This window comes from Klebsiella spallanzanii, assembly GCF_902158555.1.
Lineage (GTDB): Bacteria > Pseudomonadota > Gammaproteobacteria > Enterobacterales > Enterobacteriaceae > Klebsiella > Klebsiella spallanzanii.
On the sequence record NZ_CABGGS010000006.1, the window covers coordinates 32,112 to 54,772 of the forward strand.

The following is a 22,661-nucleotide window of genomic DNA, read 5'->3' on the forward strand; positions in this document are numbered from 1 at the left end:
GTGTGGAGATCGCTTGTCCCTGGCAGGCGATCTTTTTCTATCTGACTGTCATAAAAGCGTTTTCAGGGAGAGATTTTGAAGAAAGTCAGCATCATTGATGTCGCTAAAATGGCGGGCGTTTCCGTTTCTACGGTATCGCTGGTACTCCGTCAGAAAGGGAAGATTTCCGAAGCCACCATTGAAAAAGTCAATGCTGTTATCAACGAGCTGGGCTACGTCCATAACGTTGCCGCTGCCAACCTGCGTTCGAATACCTCCAACCTTATCGGCCTGATATTGCGCGATTTTAGCGACAGTTTCTCCATTAAAGTGATGGCCAGCATCGTGCAGGAACTGGAAACGCAAGGCTATATGGTTTTCCTCGGCCAGCCGCGCGACGATGGCGAATACCTCGAACGTTGTTTACTCTCCTTCAAGCAGCAGGGCGTCGCGGGGGTGATTTATCTGGCCTCCAATACCGCCACCTTGCCCGGCCCGCTGCTTCAATATCCGCTTCCGCTGGTTATCGTTTCCCAGACGCCGCTGGCGGAAAGTTGCAACCAGGTTATTCGCGACAACCGTCAGGCAGCAAGCCTTGCCACGCGCTATTTAATCGAGCGCGGCCACCGCTATATTGCCTATATCGGCGGACAGGAGAACGATCTTATTCGCCAGCAGCGCCTGCTTGGTTTTCGCTCCGTGCTGGAGAAATACGGTATGGCGATGCGCGATGAATTCATTCCCGCATGCAGTAACGATACTCAGGCCGTCAGCGTTGCCACGCGCCAGCTACTGGAGAAAAACAACGCCATCACCGCGTTACTCTGCCACTCTCCGGACGCCATGATCGGCTGCCTCAGCGGGATTAATCAGGTAGGGAGAACCGTCGGTAAAGATGTCTTCCTCACCCAGCAGGTTGCGCTGGTCGGCTTTGAAGACATGATGCACGTAAATCTGACCTCTCCATCTTTTACCTACGTCTCTTCCGCCAGCGAAGAGACCGGACGCCAGGCGGCAACGCTGATAACGCGCAAGATCAAAGAGCCCGCGCTGCAAACACAAAGTATTACCCTTTCCGGGCAGCTGGTGACCAGAGAGTCAGCCTGACGCTAAGTGGTTCTCCAGCAAAGGAAGCCATTCTTGAACGGATTTATCATTGTGCGGCGCGTATATAACACCGATGCTTAACGGCATTCGTTCCCCTTCATCCAGCGGGCAAAAAACCACCCCCTGACGCTGAATGGCGGAAAATGATGCCGGCAGCAGGATCATCCCTTCTCCACGCGCAATCCGTGCCAGCAGGACGTCATGCTCGGCAGGTTCCTCCACGTATGCGGGCGCATATCCTGCCCGGTCAAAAATGCGTCGCGTATAGTCAAAAAAGTCTGGATTGCGTTCGCGCTTAAACCAAAAAAGCGGCCGATGGTTAAGCGCGCTTAGCGTAAGATTTGCCGCACTGGCCTCTGGCCAGGATGCGGGTAATGCAGCAATTAGCGGCTCGTGATACGGCAAAGGATGCAGACTCAGCCCTTCGGTATTCAGCGGCAGCGCCACCAGCGCCGCATCGAGTTTGCCTTTGCGCACCAGTTGGGCCAACGCTGGTGATGATTGCCGGGTGATATGCAAAGCGCTCGAATAATCACTCAGAGCAGACTCTACGGCGGCAAAAATACCCTGCTCAAAAGCCGTCGTCAGCCCCAGACGCAGAGGATGTTGCGAATATTCAGAAAGCTGGCTCAGCGCGGCAAGCGTCCGGTCCTGAAGCTCCAGCAGCGGCCGAATGATGTCCAGCACCTGCCTTCCCTTATCGGTAAGAATCAGGCCTTTGGTATGGCGCAAAAATAGCGTCACTCCCAGCTGCGCTTCCAGATGGCGGATATGACGGCTTAGCGGCGGCTGCGAAATAAATAGCCGCTGCGCCGCCCGGCTGATGTTATTTTCCTCCGCGACCACGGCAAAATAGCGCAGCCAACAAAGAGGCAGCTTGAAGGATGAAGTGTATAAACGTGAATTTGTCATACTGAAAAGGTATCACGAAAAGGGTATTACTCAAGCCCGGCAAACTCCCCTAACCTTCCTCACAACGCATAATCACCATGAGGAAAAAGTTATGACCAGCGTTCGTTTTACCACCGGACAGGAAATGCTGCAGCGCGTGGATGGCAAAGGCGGCGATGCCGTCATCAATAGCCTGAAAGATATCGCCCCCGATTTTGCCCGCTATCTGATTGAGTTCCCCTTCGGCGATATCTACGCCAGACCGGGGCTTGATTTACGTAGCCGGGAAATCGCCACCATCGCGGCGTTAACGGCCCTCGGCAACGCCGCCCCGCAGCTAAAAGTGCATATCGCCGCGGGACTCAATGTCGGCCTGACGCAAGAAGAAATTACGGAGGTCATCATGCAGATGGCGGTCTATGCCGGGTTCCCGGCGGCCCTGAACGGCCTGTTTGCCGCCAAAGAGGTCTTCGCGACGCACTGATTATTTCAGGCCAGGCTAACCGCCCGGCCTGAGGTGCTTATTTCTTCACATCGATGACGCGCATGCCGTTAAGCTGTTCATCCATTATCTTATTCCCGGCCTTAAAGTAGTCTACTACCGCATTTGAAACGTAGTAGCCGCCGGAAGTGTTACGCGCCTGCCCTTGGGTAAACGCGGCAAACCCATCACCGCCATCGGCAAGGAAGCTATTGGTGGCAATATGATAAACCGCCGCATCTTCAACTGGTTTACCGTTCAGCATAAATGACACGACGCGCTGGCCCAGCGGTTTGCTGCTGTCATACTGCATCTCCAGGCCTTTGGAGACCTGCAGCACGCCGTTGCTCAGCCCTGCGCCGTGTTCCATCAGGCTGCGCAACTGCTTGCCGCTCAGATCCATGGTGACCAGCTCGTTCGGGAACGGGAAAGTACTGATAACAGCTCCCATGCTTACCGCCCCGGCAGGGATTTCATTACGGATACCGCCCGAGTTGGTTAACGCCAGCTGCGTCTCCTTACCTGCCGCCAGCATCAATGCATCCGCGGCAAGATTGCCCAGCGGCGAAGAGACGCCATAAGCGCGGGTCAGTTCAACAGGCGATTGAGTAATAACCTGCTGCACCACCTGATCCAGTTTCTTATTCCAGCCATCAATGACCTGCTTCGTTTGCGAGTCGGCCTGCCACTCATCGGCATAAATAGTTTTCAGCTCGAAGCTCTTCACCGCAAACTGATGCGGCTTCTCCTGATAATCCAGCACCAGTTTCCCCACATCGATGCCGCCGCTATCGGTGGAAAGAATCAGCGTATTGCCCACTTTAATGGGCTCCGGCGTCCCGACATGGGCGTGGCCGGTAATCAAAACGTCCAGCCCTTTGACTTGGCCTGCGGTCTGAATATCTTTATCCAGCGCGCGACGTACATCGGTTCCGCCCTGGCTTGACTGGCGCGCCGGGACGCCTTCATGAATCAGGGCAACGGTCAGATCCACTTTGCCCTTAAGCTCATCAATATAGTGCTGTAGCCATTTAACCTCATCACGTGCTTCGATACCGACCCGCGTCGCGGCGGAAACCGTATCGTCAAAAGCAAACACGCCGTGCAGGCCAATCACGCCGATTTTCACGCCGTCTTTTTCGATAATGGTATACGGCTTATCCCAGAACGCTTTATCGCTGTTCTGGTAGAAAATATTGCCCTGCACAATCGGGAATTTCGCCTGGCTAAGCTGGAGCAACGTATTGTCCCAGCCGTGATCAAACTCATGATTACCGATGGTTACCGCGTCGTAGGGCATGGTGTTCATAATATCGATGATCGCTTTGCCCTTGGTCAGGCTGCTGATATAGGGGCCGGTAAAATAATCACCGGCATCAAAAAACCAGGTCGCGCTATTTTTCGCTTTTTCCTGTTTCACCATCGTCGTGATATTCGCCCAGCCGCCGATATCCCGCTTACCGTCGGCAATCCACGGCACTTTATAGGGTTCGACATGGGCATGAAGATCGTTGGTGTAAATGATGGTGACATCTTTGGCGCATGCCCAGAAAGGCAAGGTCAGCAGGATAACGGCGCTCATTGTTTTTAATTTCATCGGAGTTCCTTTCAGAGAGGTAAAGAAGCGCTAAGTTACGTTCTGAAAGACTTTTTTATGTGAGAGCATTCACATTTGTATGCAACTTGAGCAAGGCAAAATTAACGACCTGCAAAAATCGTTGGTATTGGCCTGTAAATGGATAACCTTTTTACCCTTAACGCCTGCAAAACCTACGGCTGTCGCAATTTAGGCTTACCGTCTGCGGCCGACTACCATTCCCCGGACTATCGGCTGGGCTATCCCGCGCTGCACTGTTCAGCCTGCGGCAGCTATCCGCCCCTATTTAATGATGAGGAGTTCCGGCCCTGGCTGGCCGCTTATCTGACCGATTACGCCCAACGCGAGGGCTATTTTTGCCCGGCCTGTTACCAGCGGGACATTATTCGCTACGGCTACAATCCGAAGGGAACCCAGCGCCTTCAGTGCCGCCGCTGCGAAAAAGTCTGGACGCCGAAACTCCCGCGCCCCGCCGCGATTGCACTTCCGCGGCATATTTGCAGCGTGCCGCTGATCGTGCCATTCCAGGGAACTCATGAGGGGCAAAAGCTCTATGTTTTGCTGACTTTCGACGCCGTTCGCGGCAATGTGCTCCATCTGTCGACCAACTTTACCCCTTTTTCGGCTGGCGCATCATTACGTTATCGCTGGCGGGGAACGCCAGCGACGCAGGGCGCGGCTGGCGATATCGTTCAGCGAGTTTCGCAGACCGAAGCGGGCTTTTTGCAACGCAGTCAGTTCGATGAAATACAGTACGGCAGCGCCGCGCCAAAGCGAAATTCCCGCGGCAGTATTCTGCGTCCGGTTATCGCCGCGCACGGTCACTTCAAGCTGCTCAGCCATCGGTTTCCTGAGGTGAAAACGCACGTGATTGCCCATGAATGTTTTTTACGCGGCGCGGTAATCGTTGCCTGGGCTAAGGTGTTTCGCCAGCGGCAGGGAGAGTTGTGGTATGTGGAAGAAGAAATAAACAATCCTGCCAGCTCAGCCCCATGGCGGCTACAGGGAAAAACGCATCATGGTTGGTGGCAAAATCCGTGGCAGCTCTGGACACAGGAAGAAAACCAGAAAATGACCTGCCTGCTTGCCGGTGCTTCGAGTAAAAACGACTTCACGCCGGACCTCACGGCCAGCCGATGTTTCACTACGTGGCTAGAGCAGAGACCAGAGTTCGCGCAGAGCGCCCTGTTTTCAGCAGGGCGCGTGGCACAAATACTGGCCTCTCTGGCTAAGCAATATAATGCTCAGCTTACAGCAGCTGCGCCAGACGGTTGATATCGGACTGAATCGCCCCGGCGGTCACATCACGACCCGCACCCGGTCCGCGGATCACCAGCGGGTTATCGCGATACCAGCGACTCTCGATGGCAAAGACGTTATCGCACGGCAGCAGGGCAGCCAGCGGATGCTCTTCGCGCACCGCTTCAACGCCAACGCGGGCTTTACCGTTGGCGTCAAACCGCGCCACGTAGCGCAGTACCAGGCCCATTTCGCGCGCCGCCTCCAGACGCTGTAGCATCTGGTCATTCAGCTCTTCGCCGTTTTCAAAGAAGTAATCGACCGAACCTTCTTCACAGTGGGCAGGCACCAACGACTCAACGCGCACCTGATCCGGTTCGATGTCATAACCCGCTTCACGCGCCAGGATCACCAGCTTACGCATGACGTCTTTCCCGGAGAGATCGACGCGCGGGTCCGGCTCGGTCAGCCCCTGCTGCCAGGCCTGATCGACCAGGTCAGTAAACGGCACGGTACCGTCAAACTGCAGGAACAGCCAGGAGAGCGTGCCGGAGAAAATGCCGCTCAGCGCCAGAATGGTATCGCCGCTATCAATCAGATCGCGCACCGTGTGGTTAACCGGCAAGCCGGCGCCAACGGTGGCATTGTACAACCAGTGACGCCCGGTCTTCTCAAACGCGTCGTGGATCTGGCGATATTTGCTGCTACTACTGGCCCCCGCCAGCTTATTCGCGCTGATAACATGGAAACCATGGCTGGCGAAATCAAGATACTGATCGGCCAACTGCTCGCTGGCGGTCACGTCCAGTACCACTAAATCATCGTACGGATGCGCACGCATCCACAGGAACAGCGACTCTTCATCCTGCTCAACGGCTTCATCATTAAAGAAAGCGAGCGCGCGACTGGCGTCTAGCCCTTCATAATTGAGCAGACTGCGGCGGCTATCCACGACGCCGGCAAGGATGAATTCAAACCCGGTGCGGGCGGAAAGCGTGGTCTGCTCGCGAGCAAACAGCTCCAGCCAGCGGGAACCGATATTACCTTTACCAAACAGCACCAGGCCAATGCGCTTTTCCGCGCGAAACAGCGACTGATGCAGACCCTGAATCAGGCTTTCGGTCGGCCCGGCGCGCAGCACCGCGACCAGGCTGATGCCCTCTTCCGATTGCCAGGTAAACTCCACCGGCTGGCCTTTTAGCTGCTGCCAGAAACGGTGGCAGTGCAGCGGATTACGGGTCACGCCAGCGCCAACCATCGCCACCAGCGCCAGCTTCTGACGCAGGCGCAGCTCACCCGGCAGCCCTGCTTCATCCAGCAGCTTAAGCGCGCTATCGGCCACTTCCGAGGTGTAGCAGAACTGCAGCAGCTTACGGTCAGCATGTACGCCAACCGCCAGCGGACGCAACTGGGCGCGTTTTAAAATGGCATCCAGCTCTTTATGCGCCAGTTTGAAATCCTGACCGCCGGGCACCTGGAACTCAATCAGGCAGACATCATCATGACTGGTGACAATCCGCGCCCCGGTGCCGGAAGCCAGCACGCGCTCGATACGCGTCGACCCCTGATCCGGCGTATAGCTACAGCGTAATTGTAAATCGATATCGCTGCCGGATACCGGCTGCAATGTACGGGCATGCAGTACCGGAGCCGCCAGACGGGCCAGTTCGCTGGCTTCATCAAGACGCAGCAGCGGCAGCAGGCAGGCATCTTTTACTTTGCGCGGATCCGCGCTGTAAACCCCGGCCACATCGCTCCAGATAGTGACACGAGACGCCCCGGCCAGCGCGCCAATTTGGGTCGCGGAGTAGTCAGAACCATTACGTCCCAGCAGTACGGTTTCTCCGGCATTGTTGCGCGAGATAAAACCGGTCACCACCAGACGTTTATTTGGATGCTGCGCCATCAACTGCTGTAAAAGCGGGTAGGATAAACCCTCATCCACCTGCGGCTGTGCGGAGCGCTCGGCGCGTAAGAAGCTACGCGCGTCCAGCCAGGCGGCTTCTACGCCCAGATGATTGAGCACCGCCGCCATCAGGCGGGCTGACCAGACTTCGCCGTGGCCGACAACTTCAGCGTATACCGCGTCAGTCACTCCACTATCAAGCAGCCCGGCCAGACGTTCAAGATCCTGAATAAACGTGGTAATCAGCGTATCGGCAGCGTCTGCCGACAGCAGCCCGGAAATCAGCTCCGTCTGGTAACGACGGAGCGACTGTTGCACCTGATGCGCAGAGAGACGATCGGTCTGGCTGAGCTTAAGCCAGCTGATCAACTGGTTGGTGGTGCTGCCTGCGGCGGAAACGACCATCATATCGCCCGCCTGCGAATACTCCGTCATGATCCCCGCAACGCGCAGGTAACATTTTGCATCCGCTAAACTACTCCCACCAAACTTGTGCAGCTGACGACCTTTCGCCCCTGCCTGCGCAATCACACTCATGTTTATTCCTCGTTTGCTGCCCGGAAGCCATTTTCCAGGTCGGCAATTAAATCTTCACCATCTTCAATACCGGTCGAAATACGCAGAAGCGTTTCTGAGATTCCTGCCGCCGCACGCGCTTCCGGCGCCATGCCCGCGTGGGTCATCGTCGCGGCGTGGGAAATCAGACTTTCAACGCCCCCCAGCGATTCCGCCAGCGTAAACAGCGACAATCCGCTCAGGAAACGACGCAGCGTTTGCTCATCGCCATCCAGCTCGAAACTTAACATCGCGCCAAAACCTTTTTGCTGACGCGCCGCAATCTCATGCCCCTGGTTTTCCGGCAGAGACGGATGGTACAGTTTTTTCACCAGCGGCTGGGTTTTCAGATAATCGACAATCGCCAGCGCGTTACGCTGAGCCACTTCCATACGCGGAGAGAGCGTACGTAAACCGCGCAGCAGCAGATAGCTATCAAATGCCCCACCGGTGACGCCGATATTATTCGCCCACCATGCCAGTTCGGTGACAGTCGCCGGATCTTTGGCGATAACCACCCCGGCCACCACATCAGAGTGGCCGTTTAAATATTTGGTGCATGAATGCAACACCAGATCGGCGCCCAGCGCCAGCGGATTCTGCAAAGCCGGGCTCAGGAAGGTGTTATCGACCACGCTCACCGCTCCAGCCTCACGCGCCAGACCGCAGATTTTCGCAATATCCACAACTCTCAGCAATGGATTACTTGGACTTTCGACCAGAACCAGCTTCGGTTTTTCCGCCAGAGCAGCACTCAGCGCCTTCTCATCATTCTGATCGACAAACAGCACGCGATAGCAGCCGCGCTTCGCCAGACTATCAAACAGACGATAGCTGCCGCCGTAGCAGTCATGCGGCGCCACCAGCAGGTCGCCCGGTTTCAGGAACACGGTGGTGACAAGCAGAATCGCCGACATACCGGTATTGGTCAGAACCGCCCCCGCACCGCCCTCCAGCTCCGCCAGCGCACGCTGAACGACATCGCGAGTCGGGTTACCGCGACGAGAGTAGTCGTGGGCGCGTGGTTCGTTAAATCCGGTGAAGTTATAGGTGCTGGAGAGATGAATCGGCGGGACAACGCAACCGTACTGCTCGTCGTCATTTAAACCGCTACGCACTGCGATGGTGGCCTGTTTACGCGTCATGTTGGGGAGTTCCTGGGCTGAATCGGTGAAAAGTCAGGCTCAAGAGTAATCATTGTTATAATAGACGTCAATACATCTGGACATCTAAACTTCTTTGCGTATAGATTGAGCAAACTGGAAATAGCCGTTAAAATTATATGCATTAGCGCACATCCGTAGCGGCTTGTTGGGTGCCAGAAGCGCCCCTCTACGGTAAACTACGCGCAATTATGGCCAGGATTCGCGTTCAGGCCCTTAACTAATGAAATAGAGGATTAAAGGTAACTCATGGCTGAATGGAGCGGCGAATATATCAGCCCATACGCTGAGCACGGTAAGAAGAGTGAGCAAGTAAAAAAAATTACGGTATCCATTCCTCTGAAGGTGTTAAAAATCCTCACCGATGAACGCACGCGTCGTCAGGTGAACAACCTGCGTCACGCCACTAACAGTGAACTGCTGTGTGAAGCGTTTCTGCATGCCTTTACTGGTCAACCGTTGCCTAATGATGAAGACCTGCGTAAAGAGCGCAGCGATGAAATCCCGGAAGCGGCAAAAGAGATTATGCGTGAGCTGGGCATCGACCCGGATACGTGGGAATACTAAATCACTGAGAGCGGCCCAGCCGCTCTTTTTAGTTGCGTTTACCCTAAATAATTCGAGTTGCAAGACAAAACTGTTAACCGTTTTGAACAGCGCTTGCGCTGGCCCCGCCAGGGGCGAGGCCGCAGGCCGAGTAACGCGGCAACGCAGGGAATCTCCAGGAGCTTACTGAAGTAAGTGACTGGGGTGAGCGACAAATCTGTCCGGAACAGATTTGAACGCCGTGTAACGGCGGCCCGTCAGGGCGAGGCTCATGGATGAGCCGAGTAATAAAGCCAACGCGCATGCAACTTGAAGTATGACGGGTATAACAAGGATGTTATGCCATGAAGTATTGTGTTCTGGCCCTTAGCCTGGCGTTGACCTTCTCCGCGCATGCCTGGGAGCCGCAGACCGGCGATATCGTTTTTCAAATCTCCCGTTCATCGCAAAGCAAAGCAATCCAGCTGGCGACGCATTCTGATTACAGCCACACCGGCATGATCGTGATTCGCGATAAAAAACCCTACGTCTTCGAAGCCATTGGACCCGTGGTTTACACGCCGCTGCAAAAATGGGTCGCGCAGGGTGAGGACGGTAAATATATTGTCCGGCGGGTACGCGGCGGCCTTTCGATTGAGCAACGCAAGCAGCTGGCGCAAACTGCAAAGCGCTACCTCGGTAAACCTTACGACCTCTTCTTTTCATGGAACGACGAGCGTCAGTACTGCTCCGAGGTCGTGTGGAAGGTATATCACCGCGCCCTGAATCTACAGCCAGGTAAGTTACAAAAGCTGAGGGAGTTTGACCTCAGTTCCCCAATCGTGCGCGCCAAACTCAAAGAGCGTTACGGCCAGAAGATCCCGCTGGACGAAACCGTCATCTCGCCGCAGGCGGTGTTTGAGGCGCAACAGCTGGAAACCGTTGAGAAAAACTGGCCTCTACTCTCCTGGTAACAAATCATGAAAAACCTATTCATCGCATGGGTGTGCTTTCTACTTTACGGCTGCGCCACCTACCCGCAGGCCATCAAACCGACGTTAAATCAATCATCGTCCGGGTCGGAAATCTACATCGTCAGTCACGGCTGGCACACCGGGATCATCTTGTCTGCCGACGATATAAATACGGTTCTACCGCAACTTAAAGCGCGCTTCCCTCAAGAGGGACAGTGGTATGAAATCGGCTGGGGTGATAAAGGCTTTTATCAATCTCAGGAGATAACCACAAATCTTACGCTCCAGGCGATGTTCTGGTCATCCGGCGCGGTGATGCACGTTGTCGCCTTTTCCGACACCCCAACGCATTATTTTTCTGGCAGTGAGATAACCGCATTAAGCCTGAATGCAAGTCAGAACAGCAGCCTGCTTCGCTATATTGGCCGCAGCTTTGCCCGCGATGAAGCGGGTAGACTCATCCCGTTAAAAAATGGTATCTACGGCGACAGCCAGTTTTACGCAGCGAATGGTCGCTATGGAATACTCAATACCTGTAATAAATGGACGGCAAAGGGGCTGGAAAGCGCGGGAATGACGATTAACTCTTCGTTGAAGCTAACGGCGGGAAGCGTGATGACAGCAGTGGAAAAGAATAAAGCCTGTCTGAATGGGTACTGCTATCCTCTGTGAAACAGAGACAAAAAAGCCGCCCTGAGGCGGCTTCTTCAGCAAATTACTTGCTGGTACCCGGTACGCTGAAGCGCTTGTTGAAGCGGTCAACGCGGCCACCGGTAGCAACATCACGCTGTTTGCCGGTGTAGAACGGGTGGCATTTACCGCACACGTCGAGGTTCAGGTCGTGACCTACGGTAGAACGGATTTTCATGACGTTACCGCAAGAGCAGTTTGCAGTAACTTCTTCGTATTTCGGATGAATATCTTTTTTCATGGGAGAACCTCAGTTAAGGCCGCGTCGCTCTTCCAGCCCTAACGCCAGACACCACGCGATGTTAATAATTTCCCGGCGCAATCCCGGGTAATAGATTTTGATGCTATACAAAGCACATCAAAGGCGGCGAATCATACAGAATTTGACCAGCATATGCAAACTGATCCGCGAGCCCTTATCACAATGTGTATACTAACCCGCCAGATTTCAAGCCAGGAAGATTAAATGCCCGTCGCCCACGTTGCCCTGCCCGTTCCGCTGCCCCGCACCTTTGACTATTTGCTGCCTGATGGTATGCCGGTCAAAGCGGGCTGTCGCGTACGCGTCCCGTTCGGCAAACAGGAGCGGATAGGTGTTGTGGTGTCGGTCAGCGAGCGTAGCGAGTTACCTCTTAATGAACTCAAGCCGGTGGCTGAAGTCCTCGACGCCGACCCGGTATTCTCCTCTTCGGTCTGGCGGCTGCTGCTGTGGGCAGCGGACTACTACCATCACCCCATCGGCGATGTGTTGTTTCACGCGCTACCGATCATGCTGCGCCAGGGGAAACCCGCCAGCGCAACGCCAATGTGGTTCTGGTTTGCCACCGAACAAGGGCAAGCGGTTGATATCAGTAGCCTTAAGCGTTCGCCCAAACAACAGCAGGCGCTGGCGGCGCTGCGCCAGGGGAGGATCTGGCGTCATCAGGTTGCCGAACTGGAGTTTAACGATGCGGCCCTACAGGCGCTGCGCAGTAAAGGGCTAGCCGAACTGGCCAGCGAGGCGCCAGCCCTGACCGACTGGCGAACAAGCTTCTCGGTACCCGGCGAACGTCTGCGGCTCAACACCGAACAAGCGACCGCCGTTGGCGCGATTCACAGCGCCTCGGACAGTTTTTCTGCCTGGCTGCTGGCCGGGATCACCGGCTCCGGGAAAACAGAAGTTTATCTGAGCGTCCTCGAAAACGTGCTAGCACAAGGCCGCCAGGCGCTGGTGATGGTGCCAGAAATCGGCCTGACGCCGCAGACTATCGCCCGCTTCCGCCACCGTTTTAACGCTCCGGTAGAAGTGTTGCATTCCGGGCTGAACGACAGCGAACGCCTTTCCGCGTGGCTAAAAGCCAAAAACGGCGAAGCGGCAATTGTTATCGGTACCCGCTCATCGCTGTTTACCCCCTTCAAAAATCTTGGGGTTATCGTTATCGACGAAGAGCATGACAGCTCTTACAAGCAGCAGGAAGGCTGGCGCTATCACGCCCGCGACCTGGCCGTCTGGCGCGCCCACAGCGAGCAAATCCCGATTATTCTTGGTTCAGCGACCCCGGCCCTTGAGACACTCCATAACGTCCGCCAGGGTAAATATCGTCAGTTGAAGCTAACCAAACGCGCGGGCAATGCGCGCCCGGCGCAACAGCATGTTCTGGATTTAAAAGGTCAACAGCTTCAGGCTGGACTATCCCCTGCGCTGATTGGCCGTATGCGGCAACATTTGCAGGCCGATAATCAGGTCATTCTGTTTTTGAACCGCCGCGGCTTCGCGCCCGCACTGCTGTGCCATGACTGCGGATGGATAGCGGAATGCCCGCGCTGCGACAGCTACTACACGCTGCACCAGGCCCAGCATCATCTGCGCTGCCACCACTGCGACAGCCAGCGTCCGATTCCGCGCCAGTGCCCCTCCTGCGGCTCGACGCATCTGGTACCGGTCGGTTTGGGAACGGAACAGCTTGAGCAGGCGCTGGGGCCGCTGTTTCCCGATATCCCGATTTCCCGTATCGACAGAGATACCACCAGCCGCAAAGGCGCGCTTGAGCAATATCTTGCCGACGTTAATCGCGGCGGCGCGCGCATTCTTATCGGTACCCAAATGCTGGCGAAGGGCCATCACTTCCCGGATGTCACCCTGGTCTCTCTGCTGGACGTTGACGGCGCGCTTTTTTCCGCTGATTTCCGCTCAGCGGAGCGATTTGCTCAGCTCTATACGCAGGTTTCGGGCCGCGCAGGTCGTGCGGGCAAGCAGGGCGAGGTGATCCTGCAGACCCACCATCCGGAGCATCCGCTGCTGCAAACGCTGCTCTATAAAGGATACGACGCGTTTGCCGAACAAGCGCTGGCAGAACGGCAAAGTATGCAGCTGCCGCCATGGACCAGCCATGTGCTCATTCGCGCCGAAGATCATAACAACCAGCAGGCTCCGCTCTTTTTGCAGCAGCTGCGCAATCTGCTGCAGGCCAGCCCGCTGGCTGACAGCAAGCTCTGGGTGCTCGGCCCGGTTCCGGCGCTGGCACCAAAGCGCGGCGGTCGCTGGCGTTGGCAAATTCTCCTCCAGCATCCGTCGCGCACTCATCTGCAGCATATCGTCAGCGGAACGCTGGCGTTGATTAACACGCTGCCGGAAGCGCGCAAAGTAAAATGGGTTCTGGATGTCGATCCTATTGAAGGTTAAGGCTTCTCTTGCGAGGTGGATCGAAAAATTCAACCGCCATCACGTTTTTCATGAAAATTCTGTAACTCTCTGGATGTACTATCTGTTAAAAATGTTGCTGATGTCAGAACGCTAGGGATGTGTCTGCGCCAGTCAGCGAGGAGAAAACAGGTGAAGCCCAAAAAACAGGTCGTTGCCGCCACTATGAAAGACGTTGCCCTGAAGGCAAACGTCTCTACGGCAACCGTATCCCGAGCGTTAATGAACCCAGATAAGGTTTCGCAAAGTACCCGCCATCGGGTTGAGCAGGCCGCGCTTGAAGTCGGCTATTTACCGCAATCACTCGGGCGCAATATGAAGCGCAACGAGTCGAGCACCATTCTGGTCATTGTGCCGGATATTTGCGATCCCTTCTTCAGTGAGGTTATTCGCGGTATTGAAGTTACCGCAGCGGAACAAGGATACCTGGTATTAATCGGCGATTGCGCCCATCAGAACCAGAAAGAAAAAACGTTTATTGATCTTATCATCACCAAACAGATAGATGGCATGGTACTGCTCAGTTCACGCCTGCCGTTTGACGCCAGCGTGGAAGAGCAACGCAATTTGCCGCCAATGGTCATGTCCAACGAATTCGCTCCCGAACTGGAGCTGCCAACGGTACATATCGATAACCTGACTGCCGCATTCAATGCGGTGAATTATCTACAAGAACTGGGACACCGTCGTATTGGTTGTATCGCTGGCCCGGAAGACATGCCATTGTGTCATTATCGCCTACAGGGCTACGTCCAGGCGCTGCGCCGCAGTGGTATTACCGTTGACCCGCACTATATTGCTCGCGGCAATTTCACCTTTGAAGCCGGTGCCAACGCGCTGGAGCAGCTGTTAGCGCAGCCCGTTCCACCTACCGCCATCTTTTGTCATAGCGATGTCATGGCGCTGGGCGCGCTATCGCTGGCGAAGCGCCGCGGTCTGAAAGTTCCTGAAGATCTGTCGATTGTTGGTTTTGATAACATCTCTTTGTCTGAATTTTGCGATCCGCCATTGACGACCGTTGCGCAACCACGCTTTGATATTGGCCGCGAGGCAATGCTGCTTTTACTGGATCAGCTACATGGACACAGCGTTAGCAGCGGCTCCCGGTTACTCGACTGCGAGCTTATCGTTCGCGGCAGTACGCGCAAAATCCGAACATAACCATCAGGCTTTCGGGCCTGCTCTTCTGGTCAAAGGCCCGCCGCTTAAGTAACATAGCGGGCTGAAAAACGAATAAGACAGCGAAACGATAGTGGCACAACGAGATTATGTACGCCGCAGCCAACCGGCTTCTTCGCGGCGCAAAAAGAGCAATACCCGAAGCTCAAGGAATAAGCCAGGCGGCCTTTCGGCGGTTTCTCCCACTATGGTCGCGATCGCGGCGGCGGTGCTGGTGGCCTTTATCGGTGGACTGTATTTCATTACGCACCATAAGAAAGAAGAAGCTGAAGCGCTGCAAAATCGTCAGGCGGCGGGTAACGGTTTGCCGCCGAAACCGGAAGAGCGCTGGCGCTATATTAAAGAGCTGGAGAGCCGCCAGCCCGGCGTTCGTGCGCCTACTGAACCAACTGCCGGCGGTGAAGTCATGAAGCCGGAGCAACTGACCAACGAACAGCGCCAACTGTTGGCGCAAATGCAGGCAGATATGCGTCAGCAGCCCACGCAGTTGACCGAAGTGCCGTGGAATGAACAAACCCCGGCGCAGCGCCAGCAAACCCTACAGCGCCAGCGCTTAGCCCAGCAGCAGGTGCAGCAACAGCAGTTAGCACAGACCCAACAGCAAACTCAGGTTCAGCAGCCGCGAACTCAACCACGAGTTGTCGAGCAACCCAAACAGGTACAGCAGCCGAAGCAAACCGCTTCAACCCAACAGCCGTATCAGGATCTGCTGCAAACGCCAGCGCATACCAGCACCACGCAGCCTAAAACGCAGGCCGCCGCACCGGTAGCCCGCGTTGAGGAAGCGCCGAAAACCGCCGCGACGGAGAAAAAAGACGATCGTAACTGGATGATTCAGTGCGGGTCCTTTAAAGGCGCAGAGCAGGCGGAAACCGTTCGCGCGCAGCTGGCGTTTGAAGGCTTTGCTTCGCACATCACCACCAATAACGGCTGGAACCGCGTTGTGATTGGGCCGCTAAAAGGCAAAGAAAACGCTGGCAATATGATTGAGCGGCTGAAAATGGCCGGACACGCAAACTGCATTCGTCTCGCCGCCAGGGGTTGAAACCCTCAAAATCCCCCCCATTTATAATTGCATTCTGCCCCGCGTAAACCGCGGGGCCCCTATTCCGCTTTTGCAACCAAGGGGTCTGCTCGTGACTACAATTGTAAGTGTTCGCCGTAACGGCCATGTCGTTATTGCCGGTGATGGCCAGGCCACGCTGGGCAATACGGTAATGAAAGGCAACGTGAAAAAAGTGCGCCGTCTGTACAACGACAAAGTGATCGCAGGCTTTGCGGGCGGCACCGCCGACGCCTTCACGCTGTTCGAACTATTTGAACGTAAGCTGGAAATGCATCAGGGCCACCTGGTGAAAGCCGCCGTCGAACTGGCGAAAGACTGGCGTACCGACCGCATGCTGCGCAAGCTGGAAGCATTGCTGGCCGTGGCTGACGAAAACGCATCGCTTATCATCACCGGTAACGGTGACGTGGTGCAGCCAGAAAACGATTTGATTGCTATCGGCTCCGGCGGTCCTTACGCCCAGGCCGCGGCTCGTGCCCTATTGGAAAATACCGATATGGGCGCACGCGATATCGCAGAGAAAGCGTTGAATATTGCAGGTGATATCTGCATTTATACCAACCATTTCCATACCATCGAAGAATTGACCTCCAAAGCGTAAGGATCTCCCATGTCTGAAATGACCCCACGCGAAATTGTCAGCGAACTGGACAAACATATTATCGGCCAGGACGCAGCCAAGCGCTCCGTCGCTATCGCTCTGCGTAACCGCTGGCGTCGTATGCAGCTCAACGAAGAGCTGCGTCACGAAGTCACGCCGAAAAACATTCTGATGATCGGTCCAACCGGCGTCGGTAAAACTGAAATCGCCCGTCGTCTGGCCAAGCTTGCCAACGCGCCGTTTATTAAAGTCGAAGCAACTAAGTTCACCGAAGTGGGCTATGTTGGTAAAGAAGTGGACTCGATTATCCGCGATCTGACCGATGCGGCGATCAAAATGGTTCGCATGCAGTCCATCGATAAAAACCGTTACCGTGCGGAAGAACTGGCGGAGGAGCGCATCCTTGACGTGCTGATCCCTCCGGCGAAAAACAACTGGGGCCAGGCTGAACAGCCTCAGGAACCGTCCGCCGCGCGCCAGTCTTTCCGTAAAAAACTGCGTGAAGGCCAGCTCGACGACAAAGAGATTGAGATTGATCTCGCAGCCGCGCCGATGGGCGTTGAAATCATGTCCCCTCCGGGCATGGAAGAGATGACCAGCCAGCTGCAGTCTATGTTCCAGAATCTGGGCGGCCAGAAGCAAAAACCGCGTAAGCTGAAAATCAAAGATGCGATGAAGCTGTTGATTGAAGAAGAAGCGGCGAAGCTGGTCAACCCGGAAGAGCTGAAGCAGGATGCTATCGATGCGGTTGAGCAGCACGGTATCGTGTTTATCGACGAAATCGACAAAATCTGTAAGCGCGGCGGCAACTCTTCAGGCCCTGACGTCTCGCGTGAAGGCGTACAGCGCGACCTGCTGCCGCTGGTTGAAGGCTGCACCGTCTCCACCAAGCACGGGATGGTGAAAACTGACCACATTCTGTTTATCGCCTCCGGCGCGTTCCAGGTGGCCAGCCCGTCAGACCTGATCCCGGAACTGCAGGGTCGTCTGCCGATTCGCGTTGAGCTGAAAGCGCTGACCACGCACGACTTCGAGCGCATCCTGACCGAGCCGAACGCCTCCATCACCGTGCAGTATAAAGCGCTGATGGCGACTGAAGGCGTTAATATCGAGTTTACGGAAGATGGCATCAAACGCATTGCTCAGGCCGCCTGGCAGGTCAACGAAACCACCGAGAACATCGGTGCGCGTCGCCTGCATACCGTACTGGAGCGTCTGATCGAAGACATCTCCTACGATGCCAGCGAAATGAACGGCCAAACCGTCACCATCGATGCGGAATATGTTGGTAAACATCTGGATGTTCTGGTGGCAGATGAAGATCTGAGTCGTTTTATCCTATAATCCGGTTCAATATATTTTCATCACTATAGATGGGGCTATAGATACCCAAAATAATTCGAGTTGCAGAAAGGCAAATCCCCAGTCACTTACCGAACTAAGTGACTGGGGAGAATGACAAATCTGCCGGGAGCAGATTTGAACGTCGCTTGCGACGGCCCGTGAGGGCGAGGCCCATGGATGGGCCGAGTCGTCCGTAGCCAACGTACCTGCAGCTTGAAGTATGAAGGGTAGAGCCCCATTTTTATTGGCCGGAACCTATGACTGAACAAACGATAACCAAAACCCAGGCCTGGCTGGAAAGCCTGCGCCCTAAAACGTTACCTCTGGCCTTTGCCGCGATTATTGTCGGCTCCGCTCTTGCCTGGCATCAGGGCAGTTTCGACCCCTGGGTTGCCCTGCTGGCAATCATTACCGCCGGCCTACTGCAAATTCTCTCCAACCTCGCCAACGATTATGGCGATGCGGTGAAAGGCAGCGACAAGCCCGACCGTATTGGCCCCCTGCGCGGCATGCAGAAAGGAGCTATCACCCAGGCGCAGATGAAACGTGCGTTAATTCTGACCGTGGCGCTGATTTGTCTCTCCGGCCTGGCGCTACTGTTTTCTGCCTGGCAAACCATGGCCGACTTTATCGGTTTTCTGGTACTTGGCGTGCTGGCAATTGTTGCTGCCATCACCTACACCGTCGGTACCCGACCTTATGGCTATATTGGTCTTGGTGATATCTCCGTGCTGGTTTTCTTCGGCTGGCTTAGCGTCGTCGGGAGCTGGTACCTTCAGGCGCACAGCGTTGAAGCAGTCATTTTCTTACCTGCCACTGCCTGCGGACTGCTGGCTGCGGCGGTATTGAATATTAACAACCTGCGCGATATCGACAGCGATCGCGACAACGGCAAAAACACCCTCGCCGTACGCCTGGGGCCAGTTAACGCTCGTCGCTACCATGCCTGCCTGCTGATTGGCGCTCTGCTGTGCCTAGCGCTGTTTAACCTTATCTCGCTGCATAATCCGTGGGGTTGGCTATTCCTGCTGGCAGCGCCTCTGCTGATCAAGCAAGCACGTTACGTTTCACGTGAGCGCGATCCCATCGCCATGCGGCCGATGCTGGAAAGAACGGTCAAAGGAGCGCTGCTGACCAACCTCCTGTTTGTTATCGGAATTGTTTGCAGCAAGCTCGCAGGTTAACTGACAAATATCAATTAACAATTGATGATTTTGCCAACAACACGATTCACGAGATATACTGAAAATTCTCGCAGCAACTAAACGTTAAGCCTATGAAATACGATACTTCCGAGCTTTGTGACATCTACCAGGAGGATGTCAACGTCGTGGAACCGCTGTTCTCCAACTTTGGGGGGCGGTCGTCGTTTGGTGGACAAATTATCACGGTGAAATGTTTCGAGGATAACGGGTTGCTCTACGATATGCTCGAACAGAATGGCCGAGGTCATGTCCTGCTGGTTGACGGCGGTGGTTCCGTTCGGCGCGCATTAATTGACGCTGACCTGGCGCGCCTGGCCGTGCAAAACGAGTGGGAAGGACTGGTCGTCTATGGTGCCGTGCGCCAGGTTGACGACCTTGAAGAGCTGGATATCGGCATTCAGGCGCTGGCCGCCATTCCAGTAGGAGCCGCAGGCGAAGGCATCGGCGAAAGCGACGTTCGCGTTAACTTCGGCGGCGTCACCTTCTTCTCCGGCGACCATCTCTACGCCGATAATACCGGGATCATCCTCTCCGAAGATCCACTGGATATTGAGTAGCTTCCTCCGCCCATAAAAAAAGCCTTCTCTCTGAGAAGGCTTTTTTGTTTGCGTCGGAAAACTTAGTACAGCTTTTTAGCGCAATCCAGCCAGTCGCTTTTGAACGGACGCTTCATATTTTCGATAGCGTCGATAATGTCGTGGTGCACTAGCTTCTCGTTCTGAATACCAACGCAGCGGCCACCGAAGCCCTGCAGCAGCAGGTCAATGGCGTACGCGCCCATGCGGGATGCCAGAATGCGGTCATAAGGAACCGGAGAACCGCCGCGCTGAATGTGACCCAGTACGGTTGCGCGAGTTTCACGGCCAGTCTCTTTCTCAATGTAGTGCGCCAGTTCATCGACGTCGCACATATGCTCGGTGATCGCCACAATCGCGTGTTTTTTGCCTTTGGCGATACCAGCTTTGATTTCGGAAACCAGGTCGTCGCGAGTGTATTCAACTTCAGGAACCATGATGAACTCACAGCCGCCAGAGATTGCCGCAGCCAGGGTCAGGTCACCGCAGTAACGGCCCATCACTTCAACGACGGAAATACGCTGGTGGGAAGAGGAGGTATCACGCAGGCGGTCAATTGCCTCTACAACGGTGCTCAGTGCGGTAAAGAAACCGATGGTGTAGTCGGTGCCTTTAATATCGTTGTCGATGGTACCCGGCAGACCGATGCAAGGGAAACCCATCTCTGTCAGGCGCACGGCCCCCATATAAGAACCATCCCCACCGATAACGACCAGCGCATCCAGACCGCGCTTTCTCATATTTTCGATCGCAACTGCGCGAATATGCTCTTCACGGAATTCAGGAAAACGCGCTGATCCCAGGAAGGTGCCGCCGCGGTTGATCATGTCGGAAACGCTGTAGCGGTCAAGCTGAACCATGCGATCTTCATATAGCCCGAGGTAACCGTCATAGATTCCAAAAACTTCCAGACCTTCCGTTAATGCCGCGCGCACAACGCCACGAATTGCTGCGTTCATGCCCGGGGCATCACCGCCACTTGTCAACACACCGATTTTCTTAATCATGACTACCTCTGAACTTAGGAAGCAAAAAATAATCCTGTTGCCTGAAGCGCCCCTCACCAGGAGTGCACATCGATAATTGCAATAGTATATCAAACGCTTCTGGCTGAATTGATTCAGGTCAGACCAAATGGCGGTAATTTATACAAAAAATGCCGATCCGCCCCACACTTTTACATCGAGTTTACAGACTATAACCTAAAGCTCATAAAACACCCTGCTGCCCCAGCGGCACTACAGAGCATGGATCCTGATGGATAATCACATCGGAACCCGGAAAACGGAGCAGAATCGCCTGCTCTACCTGGTCGGCAATCACATGCGCCTGCACCAGCGGTAGGTTATCTTCCATTTCCAAATGAATCTGAATAAAGCGAGTCGGCCCTGACTGCCGCGTACGTAGATCGTGTGCCCCTCTGACGCCTGGCCATGCGGTCACGATATTGATAATTTCCTGGCGTTCCTCATCAGGAAGCGCGCGGTCTAACAACGACTGAACGGCGTCATAAGCCATGCGCAGCGCGCTATATAAAATATAGACGCCAATGCCTAATGCAAACAGCGCATCGGCACGATGCCAGCCATACCAGGAGAGGGCCAGCGCCAGCAGAATTGCGCCGTTCATCATAACATCAGACTGATAATGAAGCATATCCGCCCGCACCGCCTGACTCTGGGTTTTTCGCACGACCCAGCGCTGGAATGTCACCAGCACCAGAGTGCTTATCAGCGCAATGAGAGTCACAATCATACCGACCCCCGCCGCCTGCATCGGTTCAGGGCGCACCAGATGCTGAATACCGGTCAAAAACAGGAATAATGCCGACCCGGAAATAAACATACTTTGCGCCAGCGCGGCCAGCGATTCCGCCTTACCGTGGCCAAAAGTATGTTCTTCATCGGCAGGCTGCAGCGAATAACGCACGACCAGCAGGTTGGTTAACGAGGCGGCAATATCCACCAGCGAATCAACCAGCGCCGCCAGAATACTCACTGAGCCGGTATACCACCACGCAAAAATCTTGATCAAAAGTAACGCAGAGGCCATCACCGTCGCCGCAATCGCTGCGCGGCTGACTAACTGCCCATAGGATTGATTCATAAACGCTCCTTACTTCGCGATGCGCTTAGTATAACCCGATCTTTTACCGGGACGGGGAGCAGGAAGGAGTTGAATAACAGGCAAAAAAAACCCCCACATCATGTGGGGGAAGACAGGGATGGTGTCTATGGCAAGGAAAACAGGGTTTGTTACTGGGGTTGCAGGGTGTTGCTACTACTGGAAAGCATCATCGCTGAGCCTTTTTGCATCCTTGCAACCTCACGCAACTGATCCATTCGTTGCTGGTGCTTAGCGTTTAAAACCGCTTGCTGCTCTGGCGTTAACAGGTGGTACATCTGGTTGCGAACTTTTGCCATTTCAACCTGGCGGGCAACCTGTTCCTGCGCCATCTTATCTGCCTGAGCGCGTACAGCGTTTTCATCAAAATTTTCTGCGGTGACAAGGCGATGCATTGTCTCCATTTCGCTAACATTAACAGGTGGCCTGTCGTGGCGTGCCCGTTGCATAAGATCTCGTAACTGCTGCCGTTGGTGTTCAGTTAAACTTATGCCGTCAAACATATGGCTCTGGCTGCTGCGCTGGACCCCGTCGTCTCCGGGAAGCCAGTTAACGCTGGTGACGACTTCAGCGGCTTGGCTATATGCACTTAGCGCCAGCGTTGAGGCCATGACGGCAGCGATAACATTGCGCATCACATACTCCCAAAACGTTTGTGTCGCGATTCAACGAGAGAGAGTTTACGATGCAGGCTGCAAACATGCGTCAGGGGGTGTAAAACAACGTAAAGTCATGGATTAGCGAGCCTTGATGACGTAATTTCTGCCTCGGAGGTATTTA

At 54.9% G+C, this 22,661-nt stretch carries 21 protein-coding genes; 13 read left to right on the forward strand and 8 right to left on the reverse strand.

The window, feature by feature from the left end; translation table 11 throughout:
* Window positions 1–75: 75 nt before the first annotated feature.
* The gene (gene malI, locus FN082_RS08540; protein ID WP_142981437.1) at window positions 76–1,086 is read left to right on the forward strand and encodes a Mal regulon transcriptional regulator MalI; all 1,011 of its coding nucleotides are present in this window, start codon (window positions 76–78) and stop codon (window positions 1,084–1,086) included.
* On the opposite strand, the gene FN082_RS08545 is transcribed toward malI, so the two are convergent.
* Window positions 1,078–1,998, reverse strand: coding sequence for a LysR family transcriptional regulator (locus FN082_RS08545; protein ID WP_142981438.1), 921 nt, complete (start codon window positions 1,996–1,998; stop codon window positions 1,078–1,080). The two genes, malI and FN082_RS08545, sit on opposite strands and share 9 nt — an antisense overlap.
* 91 nt (window positions 1,999–2,089) lie before the next feature.
* Between FN082_RS08545 and FN082_RS08550 the strand changes: the two genes are divergently transcribed.
* Entirely contained in the window at window positions 2,090–2,461 is a 372-nt protein-coding gene (locus tag FN082_RS08550; protein ID WP_139537301.1) for a carboxymuconolactone decarboxylase family protein, read from the forward strand.
* Between the two features lie 37 nt (window positions 2,462–2,498).
* Here the strand turns inward: FN082_RS08550 and FN082_RS08555 are convergent, their stop codons facing one another.
* On the reverse strand, window positions 2,499–4,055 hold the full coding sequence (locus FN082_RS08555) for a bifunctional metallophosphatase/5'-nucleotidase (RefSeq protein WP_142981439.1): 1,557 nt from the start codon (window positions 4,053–4,055) through the stop codon (window positions 2,499–2,501).
* A gap of 138 nt (window positions 4,056–4,193) precedes the next feature.
* On the opposite strand from FN082_RS08555, the gene FN082_RS08560 reads away from it, so the two are divergent.
* Window positions 4,194–5,330: a cytoplasmic protein gene (locus tag FN082_RS08560; RefSeq protein WP_142981440.1), complete on the forward strand. Its 1,137-nt coding sequence runs from the start codon at window positions 4,194–4,196 to the stop codon at window positions 5,328–5,330.
* On the opposite strand, the gene FN082_RS08565 is transcribed toward FN082_RS08560, so the two are convergent.
* On the reverse strand, window positions 5,305–7,737 hold the full coding sequence (locus FN082_RS08565) for a bifunctional aspartate kinase/homoserine dehydrogenase II (RefSeq protein ID WP_139537298.1): 2,433 nt from the start codon (window positions 7,735–7,737) through the stop codon (window positions 5,305–5,307). The two genes, FN082_RS08560 and FN082_RS08565, sit on opposite strands and share 26 nt — an antisense overlap.
* Window positions 7,738–7,739: 2 nt before the next feature.
* Entirely contained in the window at window positions 7,740–8,900 is a 1,161-nt protein-coding gene (metB, locus tag FN082_RS08570; protein WP_139537297.1) for a cystathionine gamma-synthase, read from the reverse strand.
* A 267-nt stretch (window positions 8,901–9,167) separates the two neighbouring features.
* Between metB and metJ the strand changes: the two genes are divergently transcribed.
* The 3 genes from metJ to FN082_RS08585 all read left to right on the forward strand — a co-directional run bounded on the left by metJ (window position 9,168) and on the right by FN082_RS08585 (window position 11,089).
* Complete coding sequence (gene metJ, locus FN082_RS08575) at window positions 9,168–9,485, forward strand: met regulon transcriptional regulator MetJ (protein ID WP_004107547.1); 318 nt, start codon at window positions 9,168–9,170, stop codon at window positions 9,483–9,485.
* 323 nt (window positions 9,486–9,808) lie between these two features.
* Window positions 9,809–10,417 carry a YiiX family permuted papain-like enzyme gene (locus FN082_RS08580; protein ID WP_142981441.1) on the forward strand — a complete coding sequence of 203 codons (609 nt, stop codon included), beginning with the start codon at window positions 9,809–9,811 and terminating at the stop codon, window positions 10,415–10,417.
* A gap of 6 nt (window positions 10,418–10,423) precedes the next feature.
* Window positions 10,424–11,089 carry a TIGR02117 family protein gene (locus FN082_RS08585; RefSeq protein WP_142981442.1) on the forward strand — a complete coding sequence of 222 codons (666 nt, stop codon included), beginning with the start codon at window positions 10,424–10,426 and terminating at the stop codon, window positions 11,087–11,089.
* Window positions 11,090–11,132: 43 nt separating this feature from the next.
* On the opposite strand, the gene rpmE is transcribed toward FN082_RS08585, so the two are convergent.
* Entirely contained in the window at window positions 11,133–11,348 is a 216-nt protein-coding gene (gene rpmE / locus FN082_RS08590) for a 50S ribosomal protein L31 (protein WP_045853658.1), read from the reverse strand.
* 225 nt (window positions 11,349–11,573) lie between these two features.
* On the opposite strand from rpmE, the gene priA reads away from it, so the two are divergent.
* From priA to rraA, 7 genes are all read left to right on the forward strand, one after another.
* A complete protein-coding gene (gene priA / locus FN082_RS08595; protein WP_142981443.1) occupies window positions 11,574–13,769 on the forward strand; it encodes a primosomal protein N' in 2,196 nt (731 codons plus the stop codon).
* 150 nt (window positions 13,770–13,919) lie between these two features.
* On the forward strand, window positions 13,920–14,948 hold the full coding sequence (gene cytR, locus FN082_RS08600; RefSeq protein ID WP_139537294.1) for a DNA-binding transcriptional regulator CytR: 1,029 nt from the start codon (window positions 13,920–13,922) through the stop codon (window positions 14,946–14,948).
* A 91-nt stretch (window positions 14,949–15,039) separates the two neighbouring features.
* Complete coding sequence (gene ftsN, locus FN082_RS08605) at window positions 15,040–16,011, forward strand: cell division protein FtsN (protein ID WP_139537293.1); 972 nt, start codon at window positions 15,040–15,042, stop codon at window positions 16,009–16,011.
* Window positions 16,012–16,102: 91 nt separating this feature from the next.
* A complete protein-coding gene (gene hslV, locus FN082_RS08610; RefSeq protein ID WP_139537292.1) occupies window positions 16,103–16,633 on the forward strand; it encodes an ATP-dependent protease subunit HslV in 531 nt (176 codons plus the stop codon).
* 9 nt (window positions 16,634–16,642) lie between these two features.
* A complete protein-coding gene (gene hslU / locus FN082_RS08615) occupies window positions 16,643–17,977 on the forward strand; it encodes an HslU--HslV peptidase ATPase subunit (RefSeq protein WP_004127247.1) in 1,335 nt (444 codons plus the stop codon).
* 257 nt (window positions 17,978–18,234) lie between these two features.
* The gene (menA, locus tag FN082_RS08620; protein ID WP_139537291.1) at window positions 18,235–19,161 is read left to right on the forward strand and encodes a 1,4-dihydroxy-2-naphthoate polyprenyltransferase; all 927 of its coding nucleotides are present in this window, start codon (window positions 18,235–18,237) and stop codon (window positions 19,159–19,161) included.
* 92 nt (window positions 19,162–19,253) lie between these two features.
* Window positions 19,254–19,739, forward strand: coding sequence for a ribonuclease E activity regulator RraA (rraA, locus tag FN082_RS08625; protein WP_139537290.1), 486 nt, complete (start codon window positions 19,254–19,256; stop codon window positions 19,737–19,739).
* A 62-nt stretch (window positions 19,740–19,801) separates the two neighbouring features.
* Here rraA and pfkA read toward each other — a convergent pair whose 3' ends face one another.
* The 3 genes from pfkA to cpxP form a co-directional block, all read right to left on the reverse strand.
* A complete protein-coding gene (gene pfkA / locus FN082_RS08630; protein ID WP_004127238.1) occupies window positions 19,802–20,764 on the reverse strand; it encodes a 6-phosphofructokinase in 963 nt (320 codons plus the stop codon).
* 202 nt (window positions 20,765–20,966) lie between these two features.
* Window positions 20,967–21,863: a CDF family cation-efflux transporter FieF gene (gene fieF / locus FN082_RS08635; RefSeq protein ID WP_139537289.1), complete on the reverse strand. Its 897-nt coding sequence runs from the start codon at window positions 21,861–21,863 to the stop codon at window positions 20,967–20,969.
* A gap of 149 nt (window positions 21,864–22,012) precedes the next feature.
* On the reverse strand, window positions 22,013–22,516 hold the full coding sequence (cpxP, locus tag FN082_RS08640; RefSeq protein WP_139537288.1) for a cell-envelope stress modulator CpxP: 504 nt from the start codon (window positions 22,514–22,516) through the stop codon (window positions 22,013–22,015).
* Window positions 22,517–22,661 lie beyond the last annotated feature (145 nt).